Origin of the sequence: Priestia sp. BR_2 (assembly GCF_041954005.1) — a bacterium.
GTDB lineage: Bacteria > Bacillota > Bacilli > Paenibacillales > Paenibacillaceae > Paenibacillus_AQ > Paenibacillus_AQ lautus_A.
The window spans coordinates 1-16,516 of the sequence record NZ_JAVFHM010000251.1 but is presented as its reverse complement, the minus strand read 5'-3'; the positions used below and the strand labels follow the sequence as shown (position 1 = coordinate 16,516).

The following is a 16,516-nucleotide window of genomic DNA, read 5'->3' as shown; positions in this document are numbered from 1 at the left end:
TTGAAAACTACATACGCCAACGCTTAACCGGCAGATGGAAAACTGCTCATCAAACCAAAATCAAAAGAACGCTCATCGCCGCTTGGCTAGACCGGCAAACGAAGCCGGATGTTAAGGGGGCCAACAGGCCAAAAAAACGAGGTTTTAAGGAGGAACACAAATTGATCGTTATTAGAAGTTTTAAACAAATGAAATTAAGTACTGCCTACCGTGTGTTCAATTCAGCTGGGGAATCCCAGGTTCTTGAGTATACGGGGTCTTACTTTTCGGGGGCAGACGATGAACAGCTGGTGCAGTTTCGAGAGCCGGGTTCGTCTTTGTTTGAAGAATGGTCTGAAGAAGATTATCTACTTGCCATTAACGATGAGGATGCCCAAAAGGACTACGAGCGATTTTGTGAATCAGTGGCAGATGAAATGTTTCGGACTGAATGTTTGATGTTTGCCATTCAACATACCGAACAGGTGACAGAACACCCTTTCGTTCAAACGCTCACACATGCCGGGAAGAGCTTCCGTGATTTCAAAGAAGATGTCCAATCCAAGCTAGTTCACGGGAATATTACCGAGTTGTTCTGATTCGACCGAGCTCATACGAACGACTGATAGGAGGGCTTCATATGGAGATTCATGGACTTAATGATTCCTTTGGTGAATTAACTACTTTGATTTCTGTTCCGGAACGTGGGAAATACGGCAACGCAAACTATCGAGGTAATTACGCTGGCGATGTTCTTGGTAAGCTGGTCAGTTACTTAAAGAGAACGGGCATCCAGGCCCCTTACATTTATGACCCTATGGAAGGAGGGAAGACCAGTCGGGATGTTTGCACTGCCCTTGGTCTGCCCTATGTCGGCGACGACATCCACAACGGATTTGATGTTGTAAACGACGACTTTCATGATGCCGGTTTTGATCTAACGGTTCTTCATTATCCTTACTGGAACATGATCGATTACGCGGCTGATCTTCCTAAGCACATGCAGAGCATGGACATGAGCAGGATGGATTGGAAAACGTTTATCGCAGCTGTTAGCCACGTGAATGTGAAGGCAGCTGCACACAGCCGATACGTGGCCGTATTGGTCGGGGATATGGTGGTCAAAGGCAAGGGATATATCAAGAGTATTCAACGGGAGATGGCTTGGATCGGTGCACCGGTTCGCCATTTCACCAAAGTACAGCACAACGCTATGAGTTACCGCTCTTCATATACAGGCAACTTTATTCCGGTAGTGACAGAGCACTTATTGCTCTTTAAAACGGACTACAAACCGGGGGGAGAGCTTTGGATATTGGTCCCTGGTCAATACAAAAAGATTAATGCAGACAACTATGTGACATGGAAGAACGCTATTAAACATGTAACCAAGGGATTAGATGTCATCACACCAGAGAAAGTCTTTGAACGCGTTAAGAAGCAATTTCCTTCGAAACTCCGAAAGACGAATACGCCGGAAGCAACCGTTCGCCGTACATTGCAGGAATTGGAATCTGAAGGGTATTTGCGTAGAAAAGTTCGGGGTTTTTATGAAAGGGTTTCGTAAAATGATGTTTTGACCGTTCAAAGAAAGGTCGGCCAAATTCAGATAACAATTTGAAAGGATGATGTAACATGAAAATTCATGTTGTGGTGAAGGTGTTCCAAGACGCTATTCAACAAGTGACGCCATTTGTAGGACCGAACGCCAAAGTAAATGCCATGAATGATTTTAAAGCCTGGACAGGGGTCGCATACTTAGAATTTCTTGAAAGGAAGCAACAAAAGGAAGATGACGATGTGATTCTTGGGGAAGATTGGGCCGGCAGTCAAATCTATTGTGAAGATGCGGTGGCTGGTCCAGAAATGGACGCGCTGGAAGTTTTATCGATGATTGCTGTGAGTACGGCTCATGTGACTTCGAAGGCTATGGAGTTCTTAGATAATGAGGATGCGCAAATGCCGCTTGTGATCTATGAGAAGAAGTCATATGGATATTTCATTGTCGTTCCAGAAAGTGAAGAACTTGAGTGCATGCGCGGCAAGTTACCAGAAAGCCTATTACATATTCTTCACTACGCGTCAAACCAAAAAATAGACTGGCTCATGTTGGATTCGGATGGTCCAGAAATTCCTGAGTTGAAGACGTATGAGTGGTAGGGGAGGGCACCGGGGCCCCTTCCCCGGACAAACCAAAACACAGGAGGACTACACGATGAAGATAAAGCAATTCTATGGTTCCTTGGTTGGAAATCATTTTGAGGAAATGTCGATAAGGCTGTTGTGCTCGTTGATTGATCAACGGCTTGAAAATGGAATACCTAGCCTTAAGCTCCGCATGAGTTTACTTGAAGAGATCAAGCGGCTTAACGGGATGCCGAATCGTTGGGTGACCGAGCGTCAAAGAAACATTGAACAGAAAATTGTGAAAGACATTAGGGAGTACCCAGATGTTGAACCTGTTATTATCCATTGCACCTATTTCGATGGCCGACAGTTTTCTATTAATCTGAATGAAGAACTTATTCTATGGGATTCTGGCAATTTGATTAACAGTTGGACAAGTTTTTGCACAGCCTTATATCAACATGATATCTTAAGAATAATGTCCGCTGGTGAGCATCTGGAGATGAAAATAGCAGAGCGAGAACAAATTCAAGCGATACCCGTACCGGTGATCTATCGAAAGGACATCGTAGAAAGTGACAATCCTGAGCTGTTGGATCTGATCTTTTCCGTTACTCCGAAGGAGATGGAGATCTTGCGTAAAAAACTTTGTAAAGAATGCGGTGAACGGGTTTATATCACCGGTGAACAGGAGCTCAACAAGGTGATTCAGATTAGTACTCACCCGATGGAATATCAATGTGTAAATTGTAAGACAGTGTTAAATACCTAAATGAGCTGCTATGGCCGGTGATATCCGGCCATAGCAATAAAATCAAAGGAGAGACTGGCTGTGTCCGATCAAGAAGAAAAGAATGGTATCATCTATTGCCCTAAATGTTTGGCGATATCGAAGCTGCAGGGTGAGGCGCAAATGTTTGAGTTCCAGAAGGATAAGGATCAACCTGATTTGTATAATGTTTCACTATATAAATGTCTTGATTGCGATGAAGAGTTCTCAATTAAAGTTGTGACTGATGAATCATTAGTTATTGGCTGATTTGACCGTTTTATATGGGTTTACATTGGTTTATACCATTTTACTTGGGTTTTCTTTATGATATACTGGAGGTAAGAGAATGGAGGGATGGATAATGTCCACAGTTCTGGCATTTCCCCAACCAAATGTTAAACCAAGAAATTCAGCCGCACTGAAAGCTGAAGACAACATCAAGAAAAAATACGATGTGTCTCTTCTGGAGTTTATCGGGCTTGAGGGTAACTCCGAAGAAACCGAAAAGAAAATTGAACGCGGATTGCAGAAACGTCAAATGGCGCTTGCAACTCGATTTTTAAATGAAGGTTAAGCCCCACTGTGAGTGGGGTTTTATTTTTGGGGGAGGGTTTAATCGATGAGTTTTGTTCGCGGTGAAGTTTACAATGGCAATATACCTGAGTTCAATTTTGTAGATGGCATTACTCCAGAGCCTGGATACGTCCTTAAAGGTCAGCATATGATGATCGTCATACATAATCATGATTCAAAAATCCATCATTCGCGCTCTGTTATGGTAATTCCGATAACATCAGCTAAAGCAGAGGTTCAGAAAGCGCAAAGGGAAGGCCGCGCAGTGCGATCAGCATATGTTGAAATCGAAAAGGCGGATCATCCATTCCTTGATCATGATAGTTTTGCCAGTACAGAGCAAATGATTGCTATCAATCGGGAGTGGCTGCTTCCGGATAAGGTCGGCACGATCACAGAAGAGAAAATGATGGAGATTGATTTCCAGATGATCCGGACAAATGGACTGCAACGTGCGGTACAAAATATTGCTGAAGCCTTCTATGAGGCAAAAATGGAAGCTCAAGAAGCTGCCCTCATGGCCGCAGCCGGCAGTGAGGAAGTTATTAAGAAACAAAAAAAATAGGACAAGCATTGGCAGCCTGACACCGGGCTGCTTTTTTTTATGAAAGCAACCGGCTCTAAGCAGTAAACTGCTAAGAGCCGGTAATCAAAGACCATTAAGATTAAATTGTTAAATTGTCCCATTCAATATAGGATTTAAACATAATATTGATATAAACTTTGGATAGATAGTTAGGATATTAAAGGGGGAGTTCGTTCGTGCCAAAACAGAGGGTTCAGGTTAGTAAAGATAAAGGGCAAACGTGGAAATTCCGCTGGATAGACCCGACCGTTCTTGATCCAGATAAGACCCTATTAGAACCTGGTGATTATATCATAACGCCGAAAGGAGAAATCCTCGTTCTAACAATCAAGAAAGGATTATTGCAAACCAAACGATTAGAATCCAGTACTTCTGCCACCTATCATTATATAGTTTCAGGCAAATCCTATTCCATTGAAGCTATTTCTCAAAGCGAAGCCGATTATTTATTGGTCCAGCAGCTGATTAAACAGGGAGAAATACTTCGTTCTTCGAATAGTGGAAGCGAGTAATAGGATTGATTGATAAGTTGTTTCTCGAACTGAGGGTGACTAAGTTACAATGAATTATCCATATTTTGTAGATGAAGGTAGCGCGAGATGTGGAGGGTTATTGACCTACAAAGCAAAGGAGGCATTACATGGAATGGATTCGGATTGTGCGATATGCAAATGAGGGTTTTTCTCCGATGACATACAGCACGGGAGAGTACTTTTATAAAGGGGAGATTTTTGATTATAATGCTAAAAATAAAATTAATCTAGAAGATCCTTTACTAATCAAACCTAGTGAGTGGTCGGGAAATTATTGTTACTTTCATATGTTTGATATTAAGTCTGTTGAGAATCGTGGGATCTTAGGGCACCGAAAAGGTCATACGATCAATGTAGGGTATCTTCCTGGAGATTATTTAGTTTTTGTGAGAGCTTTAAATGCCGATGACCAGCCTGCCATACATATAAATAGGCATACACAGAGCCTAGCAGATCAATTGATATTTGAATTCGATAAGACTCAAAGCCTGGATAAATTCAACTGGGTGAAGATGAAGATTTCTTTGGCGGTCCAAAGAAATCAAGAGCATCTAATGAAGAACAAGCGTGAAGTTGCTGAAGAACGATTTACTGAGATGCTTCTTTTCCCTGAAGATATAGAGCATATAACTCAAGTAAGGCAGGTTCCATTCGGAAGCGCTATTCATAAATTCCCATTAACCAAGACGAGATCAGTTGAAGAAAAAACAAGCTTTTGGAATAGATTGTTGATGAAAGTGAAATAAGGCTTCTCCTCCTGGAGGTTCGATTCTCTTCATTTGGAGATTCGAACCTCCATTTCGATGCTACGAAGCTCCAATTTGGATGTTCGATTAAAACGGTATTGTTAGTCAAAATCAAATCAATTTCAAAAAGGTGTAATAGAGATGGTATAATATTCATACGGACTTAAAGTGCGGTGGAGCGATCAACGGCGTAGCCTCTCGTAAAGGGGGTGATGCCATGATCGCCCTTGTGGAGCTGCTTGACATACTCAAAGGTGTTGCGGCCGCATTGAGCATTTTGCTCAGTGTACGGAAGCTGTACCGATGGATTCGTCGGAAGCTAAACAAGCGAAAAACCACCGTATAATAAGGTTGGAGGCCTGATTACGGTGGTTTTTCGTTAAGCTATTAGATTAACTTAGCGCGCCGTGGGGTTCCACAGCCTTTGGTCCTGAGTCTTCACCGGTGCAACGGTGGAGGCTCTATTTTTATTATAGTAAAGAATTCATCAAATATACCTTGTAGTATATACCACATATATATGATATAAACTGGTGTACCTTTATAATAACACAAAAATGATAAAGACTAAAAGAGTCTTTCGTGATCAGGACTGCTTCGATCATAATCGTTGCATACCAAACATGGACTATACTACATTTCAAGACCAGGAGGATTGATCCTGGTTTTTTTATTTTTTGAAAGGCAAAGGAAACCCACCGTGCGACGGTGGCCTTCGGATTAAAAGGTGGCAAGTCGGAATCGCCCAGCTGCCCAAATCCGCAGCTGGATGAATCCACTTGCCGGCGAAGCATCTCCCCGATGCGAAAACCTTCTTGAAAGATTTTGGCCGTAAACGCTCTCCACAACATTTCCGCTGCGCCTTGCTTCGCTACAATCTAGTGGAACGAAGTAAAGAGGCAGGTCCGTGGTTCCCACCGACCTGTGCATGTTAATTCAAAGAAGTAACCCCCAGTTTGATTCGCGTTGATGTCCCCTCAGCAAAGTTGCTAATTCCTGTCGTTTTCTTTGAACACATCCGAAACGTGTGTCGTATCCGTTAATCATAGCAAACCACGCAGCCATCCTCCGAGCAAGGGTGGCTTTTCTCTTTCGAGAATGCCATCCCTCCGGGCAAACCCTTGCACTCCGGAAACCTGCGCGGTAAGGGCGCTATGACGGCTACGACACACGGATGTTTGCTCTTTGAAAACTCCATACACAAATGCAACAGCTGCAGAGGGTAAACTGCTCATCAAACCAAAATCAAAAGAACGCTCATCGCCGCTTGGCTAGGCCGGCACGAAGCCGGATGTTCACCGGGGCCGACAGCCCCAAAAACCAGAATCAGGAGGAATGAAGATGCCAAACAACGTTTACGGTTCTGCCGCACTTCGGGCGCTTAAGGTTTCCCGGAAGAATCCAGCGGCGATGAAATTGTACTTTAGCTTTATGAAGAAAATGCTCGTTCAGTCAGCTTGAGTGAATGTGTATCCTGTCAAAAAAAGAGTTACATTTCATAACTTAGTGGAGGTTTTTATGTATACACAAGCTATTGACTTTGACCGTCTTCGTGAAGAACGACTGCAACAGGAATATGAGCAAGCGATGCATCATTTGCAGCTGAAATATGACCAAGCTGCTGCTTTGGGTGATACGCAAGCAATGGAAATTTTCGCTGAAGCAATGGATTCGCTGTAACGATAGAATGCTTTGGTCTTCTGAAGCTCATTGATCAGTAGGCCAAAAATAATTACACATTAGGAGTGTTGTCAAATGAAAGAGTGCTTTGTTTGTACTTTGAGATCTGAATTAGGCCATGTCATCGTTAATGTTTGCAAATCATGTTATGCCACTCGGGAGACGGAAATCTTACGGGATTTGGTGACGATGGATGGTCCCGTTCAAAACATGTTTTGTCAGTATTGTAATGAGGACGAGAAAACATCTTCTATGGAACGACTTGAACCTAAATATACTCATAATGGCATGATCTATGTTCCGGACATTGAGCTGGATTACCGGGGATTTGTTATTCGGGCAAAATTGGATATGGGGGACACACCTTGGCAAGTAAACGGAAATTGTTATCGAAAAGGCTATTTGGCTGTTAAAGATGGATGCAATCCCATACCGGGAGCCGGATGTTTTTACTCCATTATTGAAGCCAAAGCCGGGATTGATGTTTTCTTAGAAGTTAATGGAGATGTTGATTCATTTCATCGAAGATGGTCTGAACTACGAGGGCTTAATCGGTACTTTGAGCTTTAAAGATTGACTGACTCGGAAAGGGTAGGGCAGGCGGAAAAACGTTTCGTGCAAATGCAGCGGAAAGGTGGGAAACAAATGAACAATACAAACAGTGTTTCACAGCAGGAACCAGAAGCAATGATCCAAGAAAATATAGCCCAAATCGGAATGATGATTGGTTTTCTTATCGCTACGGACGCGCTGCCTATAACGGATTTAGATCTTTCTAGTACGGATATTAGCCAACAAGTTATTTCATGGGCCAAAGAATTTGAGGATAAGTATGAAGGATCCGATTATGACTTCTATCAGTCAATCACTGAGCTGGGCAAACCTGAGGGGTATCTTGATGCGATCGATAATTTTACGGATCTGAAGCTTCGGGATGCAGGCTGGCTCACGGAAGAATACATTTTGGATTCGGGGAGGTTTTGGAATTCCCGCGCATGAATAAGGTGCTGCTGTGAAGTTTAACTTCTCGCTATATCGCCCAGCCATGAGCAGGGCGATATAGGAGGAAATCTACAGGTCAGCGAGGCAAGGTCCATAATAGCTTGAAATCGAACGGATTTTAAGAATATTTAAGGAGGATCAATTCAATGGAAGGCCAATTTTCATGTACTAAATGTAATGGCTCCGGAAAGGTTCGATGGAGGCATGTCGCCAATGGTGTTTGCTTTAAATGTGGAGGGTCTGGAACGTTGAATTATAACCCTCATCCGGATTTTTCTGATTGCAACGACGAAGTGGAGGACAACGGAGAATGGTATTACCAGATGAGGCAGGAGGAAGGGGAGAAGGGGCTCTTAGAATGGGCCTTATCCAACCGATCCACTCTATATGAAGAAGATTGTAATTGGTGAGGGGAGTAACTATGAGCGAAATTCGCATTTACTATCGGTCATCGACACGGAAACCTACATTGCTCCTCGGTTACTTTACAAACAACGGGGCTAAGCATGCCAAGATGACTGTAATCCACGACTACCTCGGTCGGTATTCCAAAGGTGAGAAGATCAAGGTGCCACTGGATGGAGTGGTCTACCATGTAAGAATTCATAAACATGAGCTTCAAGCGTGGACGGAGACGAAGACTGATCGAGTCGAAGCTTTCATGCGTCGAAAAATGAATCGTTATTTCTTGCAGAAAGTTGATAAGCTTTTAGGTAGCTTCTCCTCATAAATCCATACCGCAAATCGTAAAAGGGGCGAAAAATGGCATGGCCGTGAAATTAGTGCGTAACATGATGACCGGTTATCACCGTGAAAATACTCGGATCTGGATTGAGCCTACATCATTGGAAGCAGCCGGCTTTACAGTTGGACAAGGTGTGAAGCAAACGATTACGTGTGATGCGATTATTTTGACTCGTAGCGATTCCATGGAGCGAACGATTTCCAAACGTAAACGTCCTAGCTGGGCACATCCTCGGCCTTTATACGAAGCATGCAGTAAAGAGGTAACGGCTGTCATCCATGCTCGGGAACGAATTGATCTGCTGATTAGTGACGGAATGATTGTCATTCGCCGGGAACGTTCCTTTGATCTATTTTTCGTAGAGAAGCCGATGCTGCAAGGCGCGGAATTGCAAAAGCTTCGACTGTATTCTGCGCCGGCTGGAGGAGGTCTCGCAACAGCCGCGCTTTGTGATTCTGGTTTTTACGAGGCAGTCGGTGGATTGGATATGTGGCCGGCTGCGATTGATGCCTATATGCATAATTTCAGAGGAGGATCTGTATATCTGGGGGATTTGACCCGAAAGCATACGGACTATGTTCCTTCTGCTGACGTATGCTGGTTGTCACCTAGCTGTGTACGATATTCCTCCATAGGTGTGATGGATGGTGGTGTTACCGAAGGACATGGTCCGCATTATGCCCGTTTGGTTCTTGCTTCTGGTGCCAGTGTGGTTATGATTGAACAGGTTCCACAGTATTACAAGAGCACATCATACTTGCAGCTGAAGAAGCTTCTACAGCCATTCTTTCCTTATGTACATGAGAAGGTGATTGATGCGTATGCTTTGGGGTCGGTAGCTTCGAGGACTCGAGGGTATGCTGTATTCTTTCGTGAAGAGACTGATTTTGAATGGCCGCAGCTGCCGAATCTTCCAGAACATCGGCGAATGAATGTTAAGCAAGTGCTCGGGAAGGATTGGGAGGTTGGCGACTGGCGCCCAATTGAAGGCACGACGATGGAAGGTCTTTTGAAGAAGTCTGGGAACAACAATTTCAAAGCTGAAAAGAATCATACATTGGTTAGTCTGGAGAGTAAACGGGTGTCTGCGTTCCCTTACTCATATGGTAAGGTACAAGTGACGTCTAGTTATTTAAAGCATCCCGAGAAAGATTGTTGGCGAATGTTCCGCTCAGGTGAGATGATGCGACTTATGAATATCCCAGATTCCTACGAGTTTCCGGATTATATGGGGGAATCTGAACGGGTTAAGTTGATCGGGCAGAGTGTTGATGGATACGTGGTAAAATCGATCGGCATCTCGGTAATAACTGCTATGATGGGAACCCGGTACCGATCCATGGTACCTGATTCTCGTGAATCTGATGATTTTTCACATCAGCTGATTTATGAAGCGAATGGTCAGGTGGCATTCCCTTATTAATCATGTATGTTCCCCCAGCTCGTTCAGTCGGGAAGGGCAAGCGACTTACCGGCTCTAAGCAGCAAGCTGCTAAGAGCCGGTAGATTCCATTGCTCTTCTAATCCTTCTTTGCGTTCCGATGATTATAGAATTCCTCAGTATATCGCGTTTTTTGGGTACTGTTGTCGATAGTAGAATGGTAGAATTATACTGAAGAAACGTTTAATACGTCTTGGTATCTATAGTAAAAAGGTAATTTGATTATAGAATTAAGGGGTTTTAACGGGAATTTCACTTTATGTTAAAGCATTCAACTAACTGGAATCATTATAATAAAATTGTATCTGTTCTGGAGGGGAATTATGAAGTTATGGGAAATGGAAGGAAGAGAACCAGTCTTCGTCGTACAAGAAGTCGATTCATTTGCTTTCGAAGACGGTCTCAGTTATAAACCACTATTTGTTACAGAAGACGAGGCATTTGCCAAGACTTTTGTAGAAGAGATGGGTGAAAGTGATTATAACTACATAAAAACTTTTAAGAGCGATCCAACAGACCTAGAAAGTGTCAAGATTCTGATGAGCATTAGTCGTATTAGGGTTGATATCAGTAAACCAGAAGGGCAAAGGTCGTACAGAGAGACGTTTACTTCGTCGGCGTATAAACTACGTTGTGATGCGTATACGGATTCACATGTACTTGTAGGTAGGATGTCTGGAAACAGGCTGGCCGTTACAGTTAGAGAGATCTGTGACGAGAAATCGGAATTTGTTAGAGAGAAATGGTATCAAGATAACCTTGACGACATTGTAGATTATATGGAAAGAAACAGTGAAACAATCACCAAGGAATATGGTTTGGAAGAAAGAGAAGCGTTAGTTAAGTGGTACGAAGAGAAAAGATATTATGGATTAAGAGAAGAAACGACTACTTTATAGAATAGAGGGGAATGGGGATAAAGTATGTGGGGAGTAGCCATTATGTTTATCATCCTTGGAGCTTCGCAATATATGTTTCGGGAACAATTGCGTCTTAGACCTTCACTGGAGGCTCGACAAATTGGGTTTGCCTTTTGGTGGGCAGGTTGGTTAATGCTTGCTTGGTGGATCTCTGCTACGTTACTTGGTATTTCCAATGAGGTTAAAATGACCGTCTCAGCTCTGGGTACAATTTGGGTAGGAGTTCGAGGGATCCTAGTAGGAAATCGGATCATGCAGCAGGTAAATGAGTGACTTCTTAAATACTGTGTACCTACTACTGATTATGGGGGGATGGAAGATGGCTTTCATAAGGAATTTATCGCTGGGAGAGCTCGATTATTTGATGGATTCGTTAAACAAGAATAGGGAAGATCCGAATTATCATATTCTTTATCCTAAAGTTGAGGAGGCCAGACAGCGAGCTCTTTTAAATGAAGAGTCTTCTACAAAGTGGTTTTTCTTGGCTAAAAATGATACTAAGCCACTTATGGAATTGGTCACTTTACCGCAGCATATTCAGGAGAAATCCATACATGAGCTCGTAGAATTGTCTCCGGATACCCACATCAACACTCGCATTTCAAATGCATTGCATCGAACGGGTTGTACGTCGGTTGCCGAACTATTACAGAAGACGCCATATGACCTGAGATTTGTTCGGAATTTTGGCGTTGGTTCTCAGAAGTATTTTGCAGAGCTATTGTGGAACCTACAGATAAAGAACAGAGCTCAATAAATGAAAAGCATCTGGACCTAAGTCCAGATGCTTTTTTTGTTTCTAGTTACTGATCGTGTACTGCAAGTCAAACTAAAGTAACACGAGAAGCCATGGATGTGTAGGTTTATTCAGAGAAGGAAAACCGCCGGTTGCCGCGCAAAAGTTATCTTCGCAGTCGTTTCGTTATTCCGCGTTTCAAAACGTACACCCGTAGACATAACGTAACCACCATCCTATCCAGCCACACCGAACCTCTTCGTACAAGGGCGGCTTTGCCGGTCTTTCAGACAGACCCTTGCACTACGAGAACCGGTTTGGCAAACAGGCTATGACGGCTACGTTATACGGGTGTTTTAGCTCTTTGAAAACTTCATAAACTCACAAAAGCTTCAGCAGGCGTTTCATGCGCTTAGCACCGGCAAAACCTTAAAAGATTCCGCTCATTGCCGCTTGGGCTAGGCCGGCACATAACCAGGTGTTTTAGGATACGTAAAAACTCATTTCGTTGATTCTATAGCGACCAGCCTGAAGACTGGTCTCATTATATATAAGGGGGCGCTATCATGATCAGAACTCGTCGTGCAAAAAACTCATGTAGAGGAATATACCTTCAGGATCGTCAGTTAAGCAATACCGTATTTCAGCCAGGTACTCATTTTAGATATGTCATTGATCGTGATAATCGAAAGATCATCATTCTACCTTCTGAGTCTCCGGGTAATACGGTATCCAAGCGTGAGCTGAGGCATAGTGTTAAGCCGGTGCTTGATATTCGAAGCAAGCAGGTCTTGTATGCTTTCGAGGATTGCGCTTATTTACAAGTTGATATCTATGAAGAAGAAATTGTTGTTCGAGGTTTCGTTGCGGATACAGATGAGGCGCCGACCAGCCAACAAGCTTCAGATTCAATCAAAACGAGTGGCAAAATACGAGGTATTCAGGATTTCCTGCGAGTTAAGCAAGCAGCTGAGATTGTTATATCCAGGGATGAATTTCAGAATGTCACTGAGAGGTATGGTTCTAGCCTCGATGTTGATATCCCATATAAGAGTATACGGCAGGCTCTTCAGCATCTCTACATCCCCTTACAAATAGACAGTTTGTTTTCAGGGGCCGGTCTAATGGATTTCGCCTTTGCTCAAGCTGGCTTTGACATCGCATTTGCGATAGAGAAAGATGCAGATGCTGTGCGAACGTATCGCCATAATTTAGGCGATCACATTCACCATGGCGACATTACCCAAATAGATCGATCATACTTTACTTCTCCAGTCATGATCGGGGGATCACCATGTCAGGGTTTTTCTAATTCAAATCGAAATACCAATTATCTTGATAATCCTAATAATCGTCTGGTACGAGAATATATTGACGCTGTTAAATCGAATCAAAATTGCAAGGTGTTTGTACTGGAGAATGTGCCTCAAATATTAAGTGCCGGCGATGGCCAATTCAAGGATGAGATACTGGATGAGCTCAAAGAATTTGAAATCCAATATGGCGTGTTGAATGCAGCAGACTTCGGATCTCCCCAACCGCGTAAAAGGGCAATATTTATTGGATCTAAAATAGGGAAGATCAGGTTGCCAAACGCAGAAAGCAATCAACGAGCAAAAAATGTTCGCTTCGCCTTTAGTAACCTGGATCCGGACGTACCCAACCAGGCTGATATATCCAAAGTAAACGCCGAGACCCTAGGAAGGATTCGAAGCGTTCCAAAAGGAGGGAATATTAATCATATTCCGGATGAGATTCGTCCCAAAGGTACTCACTCGAATCAGTATAAGCGCATTGAGTGGGACGAGCCGTCCGTAACGGTCGTGATGCCTCGGAAGGCGATGCTGCTACACCCTGAAGACGATCGGATCCTTTCCGTGAGAGAGTGTGCTCGGCTGCAGGGGCTGCCGGATGAGTTCATCTTTCAAGGAGGACTAACTGCCAAGCAGCAACAAGTGGCTAACGGAGTGCCAGTTCAGTTGACGAAGGCAATAGCACATGTCATTCAAAAAGCTATTAATGCATTCAACAGTTCTTTTACCGCGAAGTTAAAGATAGCCAGTGTATAAGAAACTGGCTTTTTGCGTAAGGAAGAACGCCGCGTTGCGGTCCTGCGGATTATATGTTTGCCAGAAGAACACTGGCCGGACGAAGCATGTCACACGAAGCTAAAACCTTCATTAAAGACTCAAATGACTTTTCTTATTTTGGAGTTGTATATAATATACGACTCCAATAATATATGTTTCTAAAACACTTGACTCCAAACGATATGCATTGTATCCTAATTTCAGGAAATGATTAAATCGTGAGGGAGCGATGTTCATGAGTGCGGATAAAGTTGCTTTATTGGAACAGAAGATCGATGAATACGGACGTAAGATCAAGTCATTAGAAGATCAATTGCAAGCAGTGATGCGAGCGATTGATTTGAAGAATGAAGCACCTGAAGACCGCGAATGGGTATCAAATTCGGCTGGTGACTGGTCCATTAAGGTTGTCTATCCTGGTATTTACACACAGACTCATGAATCATATCCGACGGCCGGCTTCCCCAAAAACCGCAAAAAAACAGCAGAACAAGTTACCCCGGGACAAATGATGTTTGTCTATGCTACAAGCCCAGTGAAAAGAGTAATTGGGATGACCCGGGTTACCTCAACGATGAAAGAAGTCGGTGGCCAGTGGCCTTACTCCGTTGATCTTGAATGGGTGCTTGGACCAAAGCAAGGCATTACCTTTGCTGAAGCTGGCTTAGATATTCGCCCTCGTATCGGCGATACGCTTTATGCCATTACTGAAGAGGCTGCTCATCGCATGATTGATCTACTTGAGAAGCAACCGGATCTTACAGAAGAAACCATTGCTTACCTTTCAAGTGAATATAAATCACAACTAAAAGTAGTCACTCACAAGGATGCAATCAAAAGACTTCGTGAGGCTGGCATGGATGAAGCAGCAGATGCTCTGGAGGATTTCAAAGCTGATGATGGTAGTGTTCGAGGATGGGATGAAAAAATAGAACGAGGTGACTTATACCGTCGTTACCCCAAAGCCCGTGAAATCATTTGGCCGGAAGAATACGGGATTTGAAGGCCTCTTTACTGATCATATGGAGATCAATAAATTAATGATATTAGAAAAGAGAGATTCCAACTCAATGGGGTCTCTTTTTTGATTAATCTTTGTTACGGCCATCCCGGTTTTAACCGGAGAGGCCCAAACCGATGTAGGAAGACTCGAGGAAGCCGCCCAGGATTTGAATCGCAGGTCAATTCCTCCAGCTGTCGCTCATGGCTCCTTATGTTTTCTTCAGGGCACATCCGAAACGTTTGTCGTATCCGTTGATCATAGCAAACCACGCAGCCATCCTTCATGCAAGGGTGGCTTTTCTCATTCGAGAACGCCATCCCTCCGGACAGACCCTTGCACTCCGGAAGCCTGCGCGGTAAGGACGCTATGACGGCTACGACACACGGATGTTTGCTCATTGAAAACTACATACGCCAACGCTTAACCGGCAGATGGAAAACTGCTCATCAAACCAAAATCAAAAGAACGCTCATCGCCGCTTGGCTAGACCGGCAAACGAAGCCGGATGTTAAGTAGAGGAAAATCCTACGGGAGATGATTTGTATGTATATTGCACAATTACCAGACAAGGATCAGAAGGAGATTGCATTGAAACTGAGAAACAAGCTAATCGCTGAGGGCTATTCAGAAAATGAAATCACTCAGGCAGTTAAGGATGGGATGAATAGCAAGGTTTCTGATGTAACTTACCTGATTGACTAAGATTCAGAGGAGAGGTAATGATGGTGAAATTTCGTGCTATTAGTTTGAAAGGCCGAGTTAAAGAATTTGCGGCATATATTGTAAGCAATGCGGATTTTGATGATAAAGTGTGGCTTGTTGAGAATTCGTTTGTTTTGGATGGTAGTTATCTCGCTCAATGGAAGCGCATGTTCCGCCAATTATTGAATAGTCCAGGTTTTGAGAATGCCATGGACAAGATCCTTCTTTCTTTAAAGGAGGCCGGATATGAAATTAGTGATACCCATGAGCTTAATTTGGTGACATTGGTAGATCACTGTATTGATGATTTGCTTAAAGCTGAGAAGCCGCCAGTTTGGATTAGTAACAATATATAAGAGCAAAGGGAGGCCGGTCGGCCTCTTTTTTGTTTAAGCCAATGGAAGGACCGCCTGCGTGGCGGTCCCACGGATTCAATAGGTGGCCAGATACCTGGCCCTCGATGCAACCTCTACGGTGAAAAAACCTTCTCAATAGAATTGCATGCTTTGCTCACCGAGTGATCGTTCGATCATTCGATACGAAGCCAAAGACGATTTGATTCGCTGTCTCTTCCATTTTACAGCTGTAGCTCTTTACGTTTTTCTTCAGGCACATCCGGAACGTGAGTCGTATCCGTAGATCATAGCAAACCACGCGGCTATCCTCCGAGCAAGGGTGGCTTTTCTCTTTCGAGAACGCCCATCCCTTCGGGCAGACCCTTGCACTGCGAATATCCCCGTGGTAAACGCGCTATGACGGCTACGACACACGGATGTTTGCTCTTTGAAAACTACATACGCCAACGCTTAACCGGCAGATGGAAAACTGCTCATCAAACCAAAATCAAAAGAACGCTCATCGCCGCTTGGCTAGACCGGCAA

General features: G+C 43.6%; 22 protein-coding genes. All 22 read left to right on the top strand.

What is annotated here, in order from left to right:
- Nucleotides 1-578 (top strand): hypothetical protein (locus RB298_RS19945; RefSeq protein ID WP_486048221.1); only part of this gene is annotated, 578 nt, incomplete at its 5' end.
- A 41-nt stretch (nt 579-619) separates the two neighbouring features.
- Nucleotides 620-1,546 carry a hypothetical protein gene (locus tag RB298_RS19940; RefSeq protein WP_486048219.1) on the top strand — a complete coding sequence of 309 codons (927 nt, stop codon included), beginning with the start codon at nt 620-622 and terminating at the stop codon, nt 1,544-1,546.
- Between the two features lie 68 nt (nt 1,547-1,614).
- On the top strand, nt 1,615-2,139 hold the full coding sequence (locus RB298_RS19935) for a DUF5983 family protein (RefSeq protein ID WP_486048218.1): 525 nt from the start codon (nt 1,615-1,617) through the stop codon (nt 2,137-2,139).
- Between the two features lie 55 nt (nt 2,140-2,194).
- A complete protein-coding gene (locus RB298_RS19930; protein ID WP_486048216.1) occupies nt 2,195-2,878 on the top strand; it encodes a hypothetical protein in 684 nt (227 codons plus the stop codon).
- Between the two features lie 60 nt (nt 2,879-2,938).
- Nucleotides 2,939-3,145, top strand: a complete 207-nt coding sequence (locus RB298_RS19925) for a hypothetical protein (RefSeq protein ID WP_427496119.1) — start codon at nt 2,939-2,941, stop codon at nt 3,143-3,145.
- A 94-nt stretch (nt 3,146-3,239) separates the two neighbouring features.
- Nucleotides 3,240-3,452 carry a hypothetical protein gene (locus RB298_RS19920; RefSeq protein ID WP_427496118.1) on the top strand — a complete coding sequence of 71 codons (213 nt, stop codon included), beginning with the start codon at nt 3,240-3,242 and terminating at the stop codon, nt 3,450-3,452.
- A gap of 45 nt (nt 3,453-3,497) precedes the next feature.
- Entirely contained in the window at nt 3,498-4,016 is a 519-nt protein-coding gene (locus RB298_RS19915) for a type II toxin-antitoxin system PemK/MazF family toxin (RefSeq protein ID WP_486048212.1), read from the top strand.
- 197 nt (nt 4,017-4,213) lie between these two features.
- On the top strand, nt 4,214-4,549 hold the full coding sequence (locus RB298_RS19910; protein WP_486048210.1) for a hypothetical protein: 336 nt from the start codon (nt 4,214-4,216) through the stop codon (nt 4,547-4,549).
- Nucleotides 4,550-4,677: 128 nt separating this feature from the next.
- Nucleotides 4,678-5,316 carry a hypothetical protein gene (locus tag RB298_RS19905; protein WP_486048208.1) on the top strand — a complete coding sequence of 213 codons (639 nt, stop codon included), beginning with the start codon at nt 4,678-4,680 and terminating at the stop codon, nt 5,314-5,316.
- A gap of 217 nt (nt 5,317-5,533) precedes the next feature.
- Nucleotides 5,534-5,662, top strand: coding sequence for a hypothetical protein (locus tag RB298_RS19900; RefSeq protein ID WP_427496386.1), 129 nt, complete (start codon nt 5,534-5,536; stop codon nt 5,660-5,662).
- Nucleotides 5,663-6,834: 1,172 nt separating this feature from the next.
- Complete coding sequence (locus tag RB298_RS19895; RefSeq protein WP_486048204.1) at nt 6,835-6,996, top strand: hypothetical protein; 162 nt, start codon at nt 6,835-6,837, stop codon at nt 6,994-6,996.
- Nucleotides 6,997-7,071: 75 nt separating this feature from the next.
- Nucleotides 7,072-7,566 carry a hypothetical protein gene (locus tag RB298_RS19890; RefSeq protein WP_486048202.1) on the top strand — a complete coding sequence of 165 codons (495 nt, stop codon included), beginning with the start codon at nt 7,072-7,074 and terminating at the stop codon, nt 7,564-7,566.
- Between the two features lie 75 nt (nt 7,567-7,641).
- Nucleotides 7,642-7,995, top strand: coding sequence for a hypothetical protein (locus RB298_RS19885; protein WP_486048201.1), 354 nt, complete (start codon nt 7,642-7,644; stop codon nt 7,993-7,995).
- Between the two features lie 251 nt (nt 7,996-8,246).
- On the top strand, nt 8,247-8,408 hold the full coding sequence (locus RB298_RS19880; protein ID WP_486048199.1) for a hypothetical protein: 162 nt from the start codon (nt 8,247-8,249) through the stop codon (nt 8,406-8,408).
- Nucleotides 8,409-8,419: 11 nt separating this feature from the next.
- Complete coding sequence (locus RB298_RS19875) at nt 8,420-8,728, top strand: hypothetical protein (RefSeq protein WP_486048197.1); 309 nt, start codon at nt 8,420-8,422, stop codon at nt 8,726-8,728.
- Between the two features lie 37 nt (nt 8,729-8,765).
- The gene (locus RB298_RS19870; protein ID WP_486048195.1) at nt 8,766-10,166 is read left to right on the top strand and encodes a DNA cytosine methyltransferase; all 1,401 of its coding nucleotides are present in this window, start codon (nt 8,766-8,768) and stop codon (nt 10,164-10,166) included.
- A gap of 341 nt (nt 10,167-10,507) precedes the next feature.
- The gene (locus RB298_RS19865) at nt 10,508-11,083 is read left to right on the top strand and encodes a hypothetical protein (protein WP_486048193.1); all 576 of its coding nucleotides are present in this window, start codon (nt 10,508-10,510) and stop codon (nt 11,081-11,083) included.
- Nucleotides 11,084-11,423: 340 nt separating this feature from the next.
- On the top strand, nt 11,424-11,861 hold the full coding sequence (locus RB298_RS19860) for a DNA-directed RNA polymerase subunit alpha C-terminal domain-containing protein (RefSeq protein WP_486048191.1): 438 nt from the start codon (nt 11,424-11,426) through the stop codon (nt 11,859-11,861).
- Nucleotides 11,862-12,406: 545 nt separating this feature from the next.
- A complete protein-coding gene (locus RB298_RS19855; protein ID WP_486048189.1) occupies nt 12,407-13,909 on the top strand; it encodes a DNA cytosine methyltransferase in 1,503 nt (500 codons plus the stop codon).
- Between the two features lie 256 nt (nt 13,910-14,165).
- The gene (locus RB298_RS19850; protein WP_486048187.1) at nt 14,166-14,933 is read left to right on the top strand and encodes a hypothetical protein; all 768 of its coding nucleotides are present in this window, start codon (nt 14,166-14,168) and stop codon (nt 14,931-14,933) included.
- Nucleotides 14,934-15,476: 543 nt separating this feature from the next.
- Nucleotides 15,477-15,635, top strand: coding sequence for a hypothetical protein (locus RB298_RS19845; protein ID WP_486048185.1), 159 nt, complete (start codon nt 15,477-15,479; stop codon nt 15,633-15,635).
- 20 nt (nt 15,636-15,655) lie between these two features.
- On the top strand, nt 15,656-15,991 hold the full coding sequence (locus tag RB298_RS19840; protein WP_486048183.1) for a hypothetical protein: 336 nt from the start codon (nt 15,656-15,658) through the stop codon (nt 15,989-15,991).
- Nucleotides 15,992-16,516 lie beyond the last annotated feature (525 nt).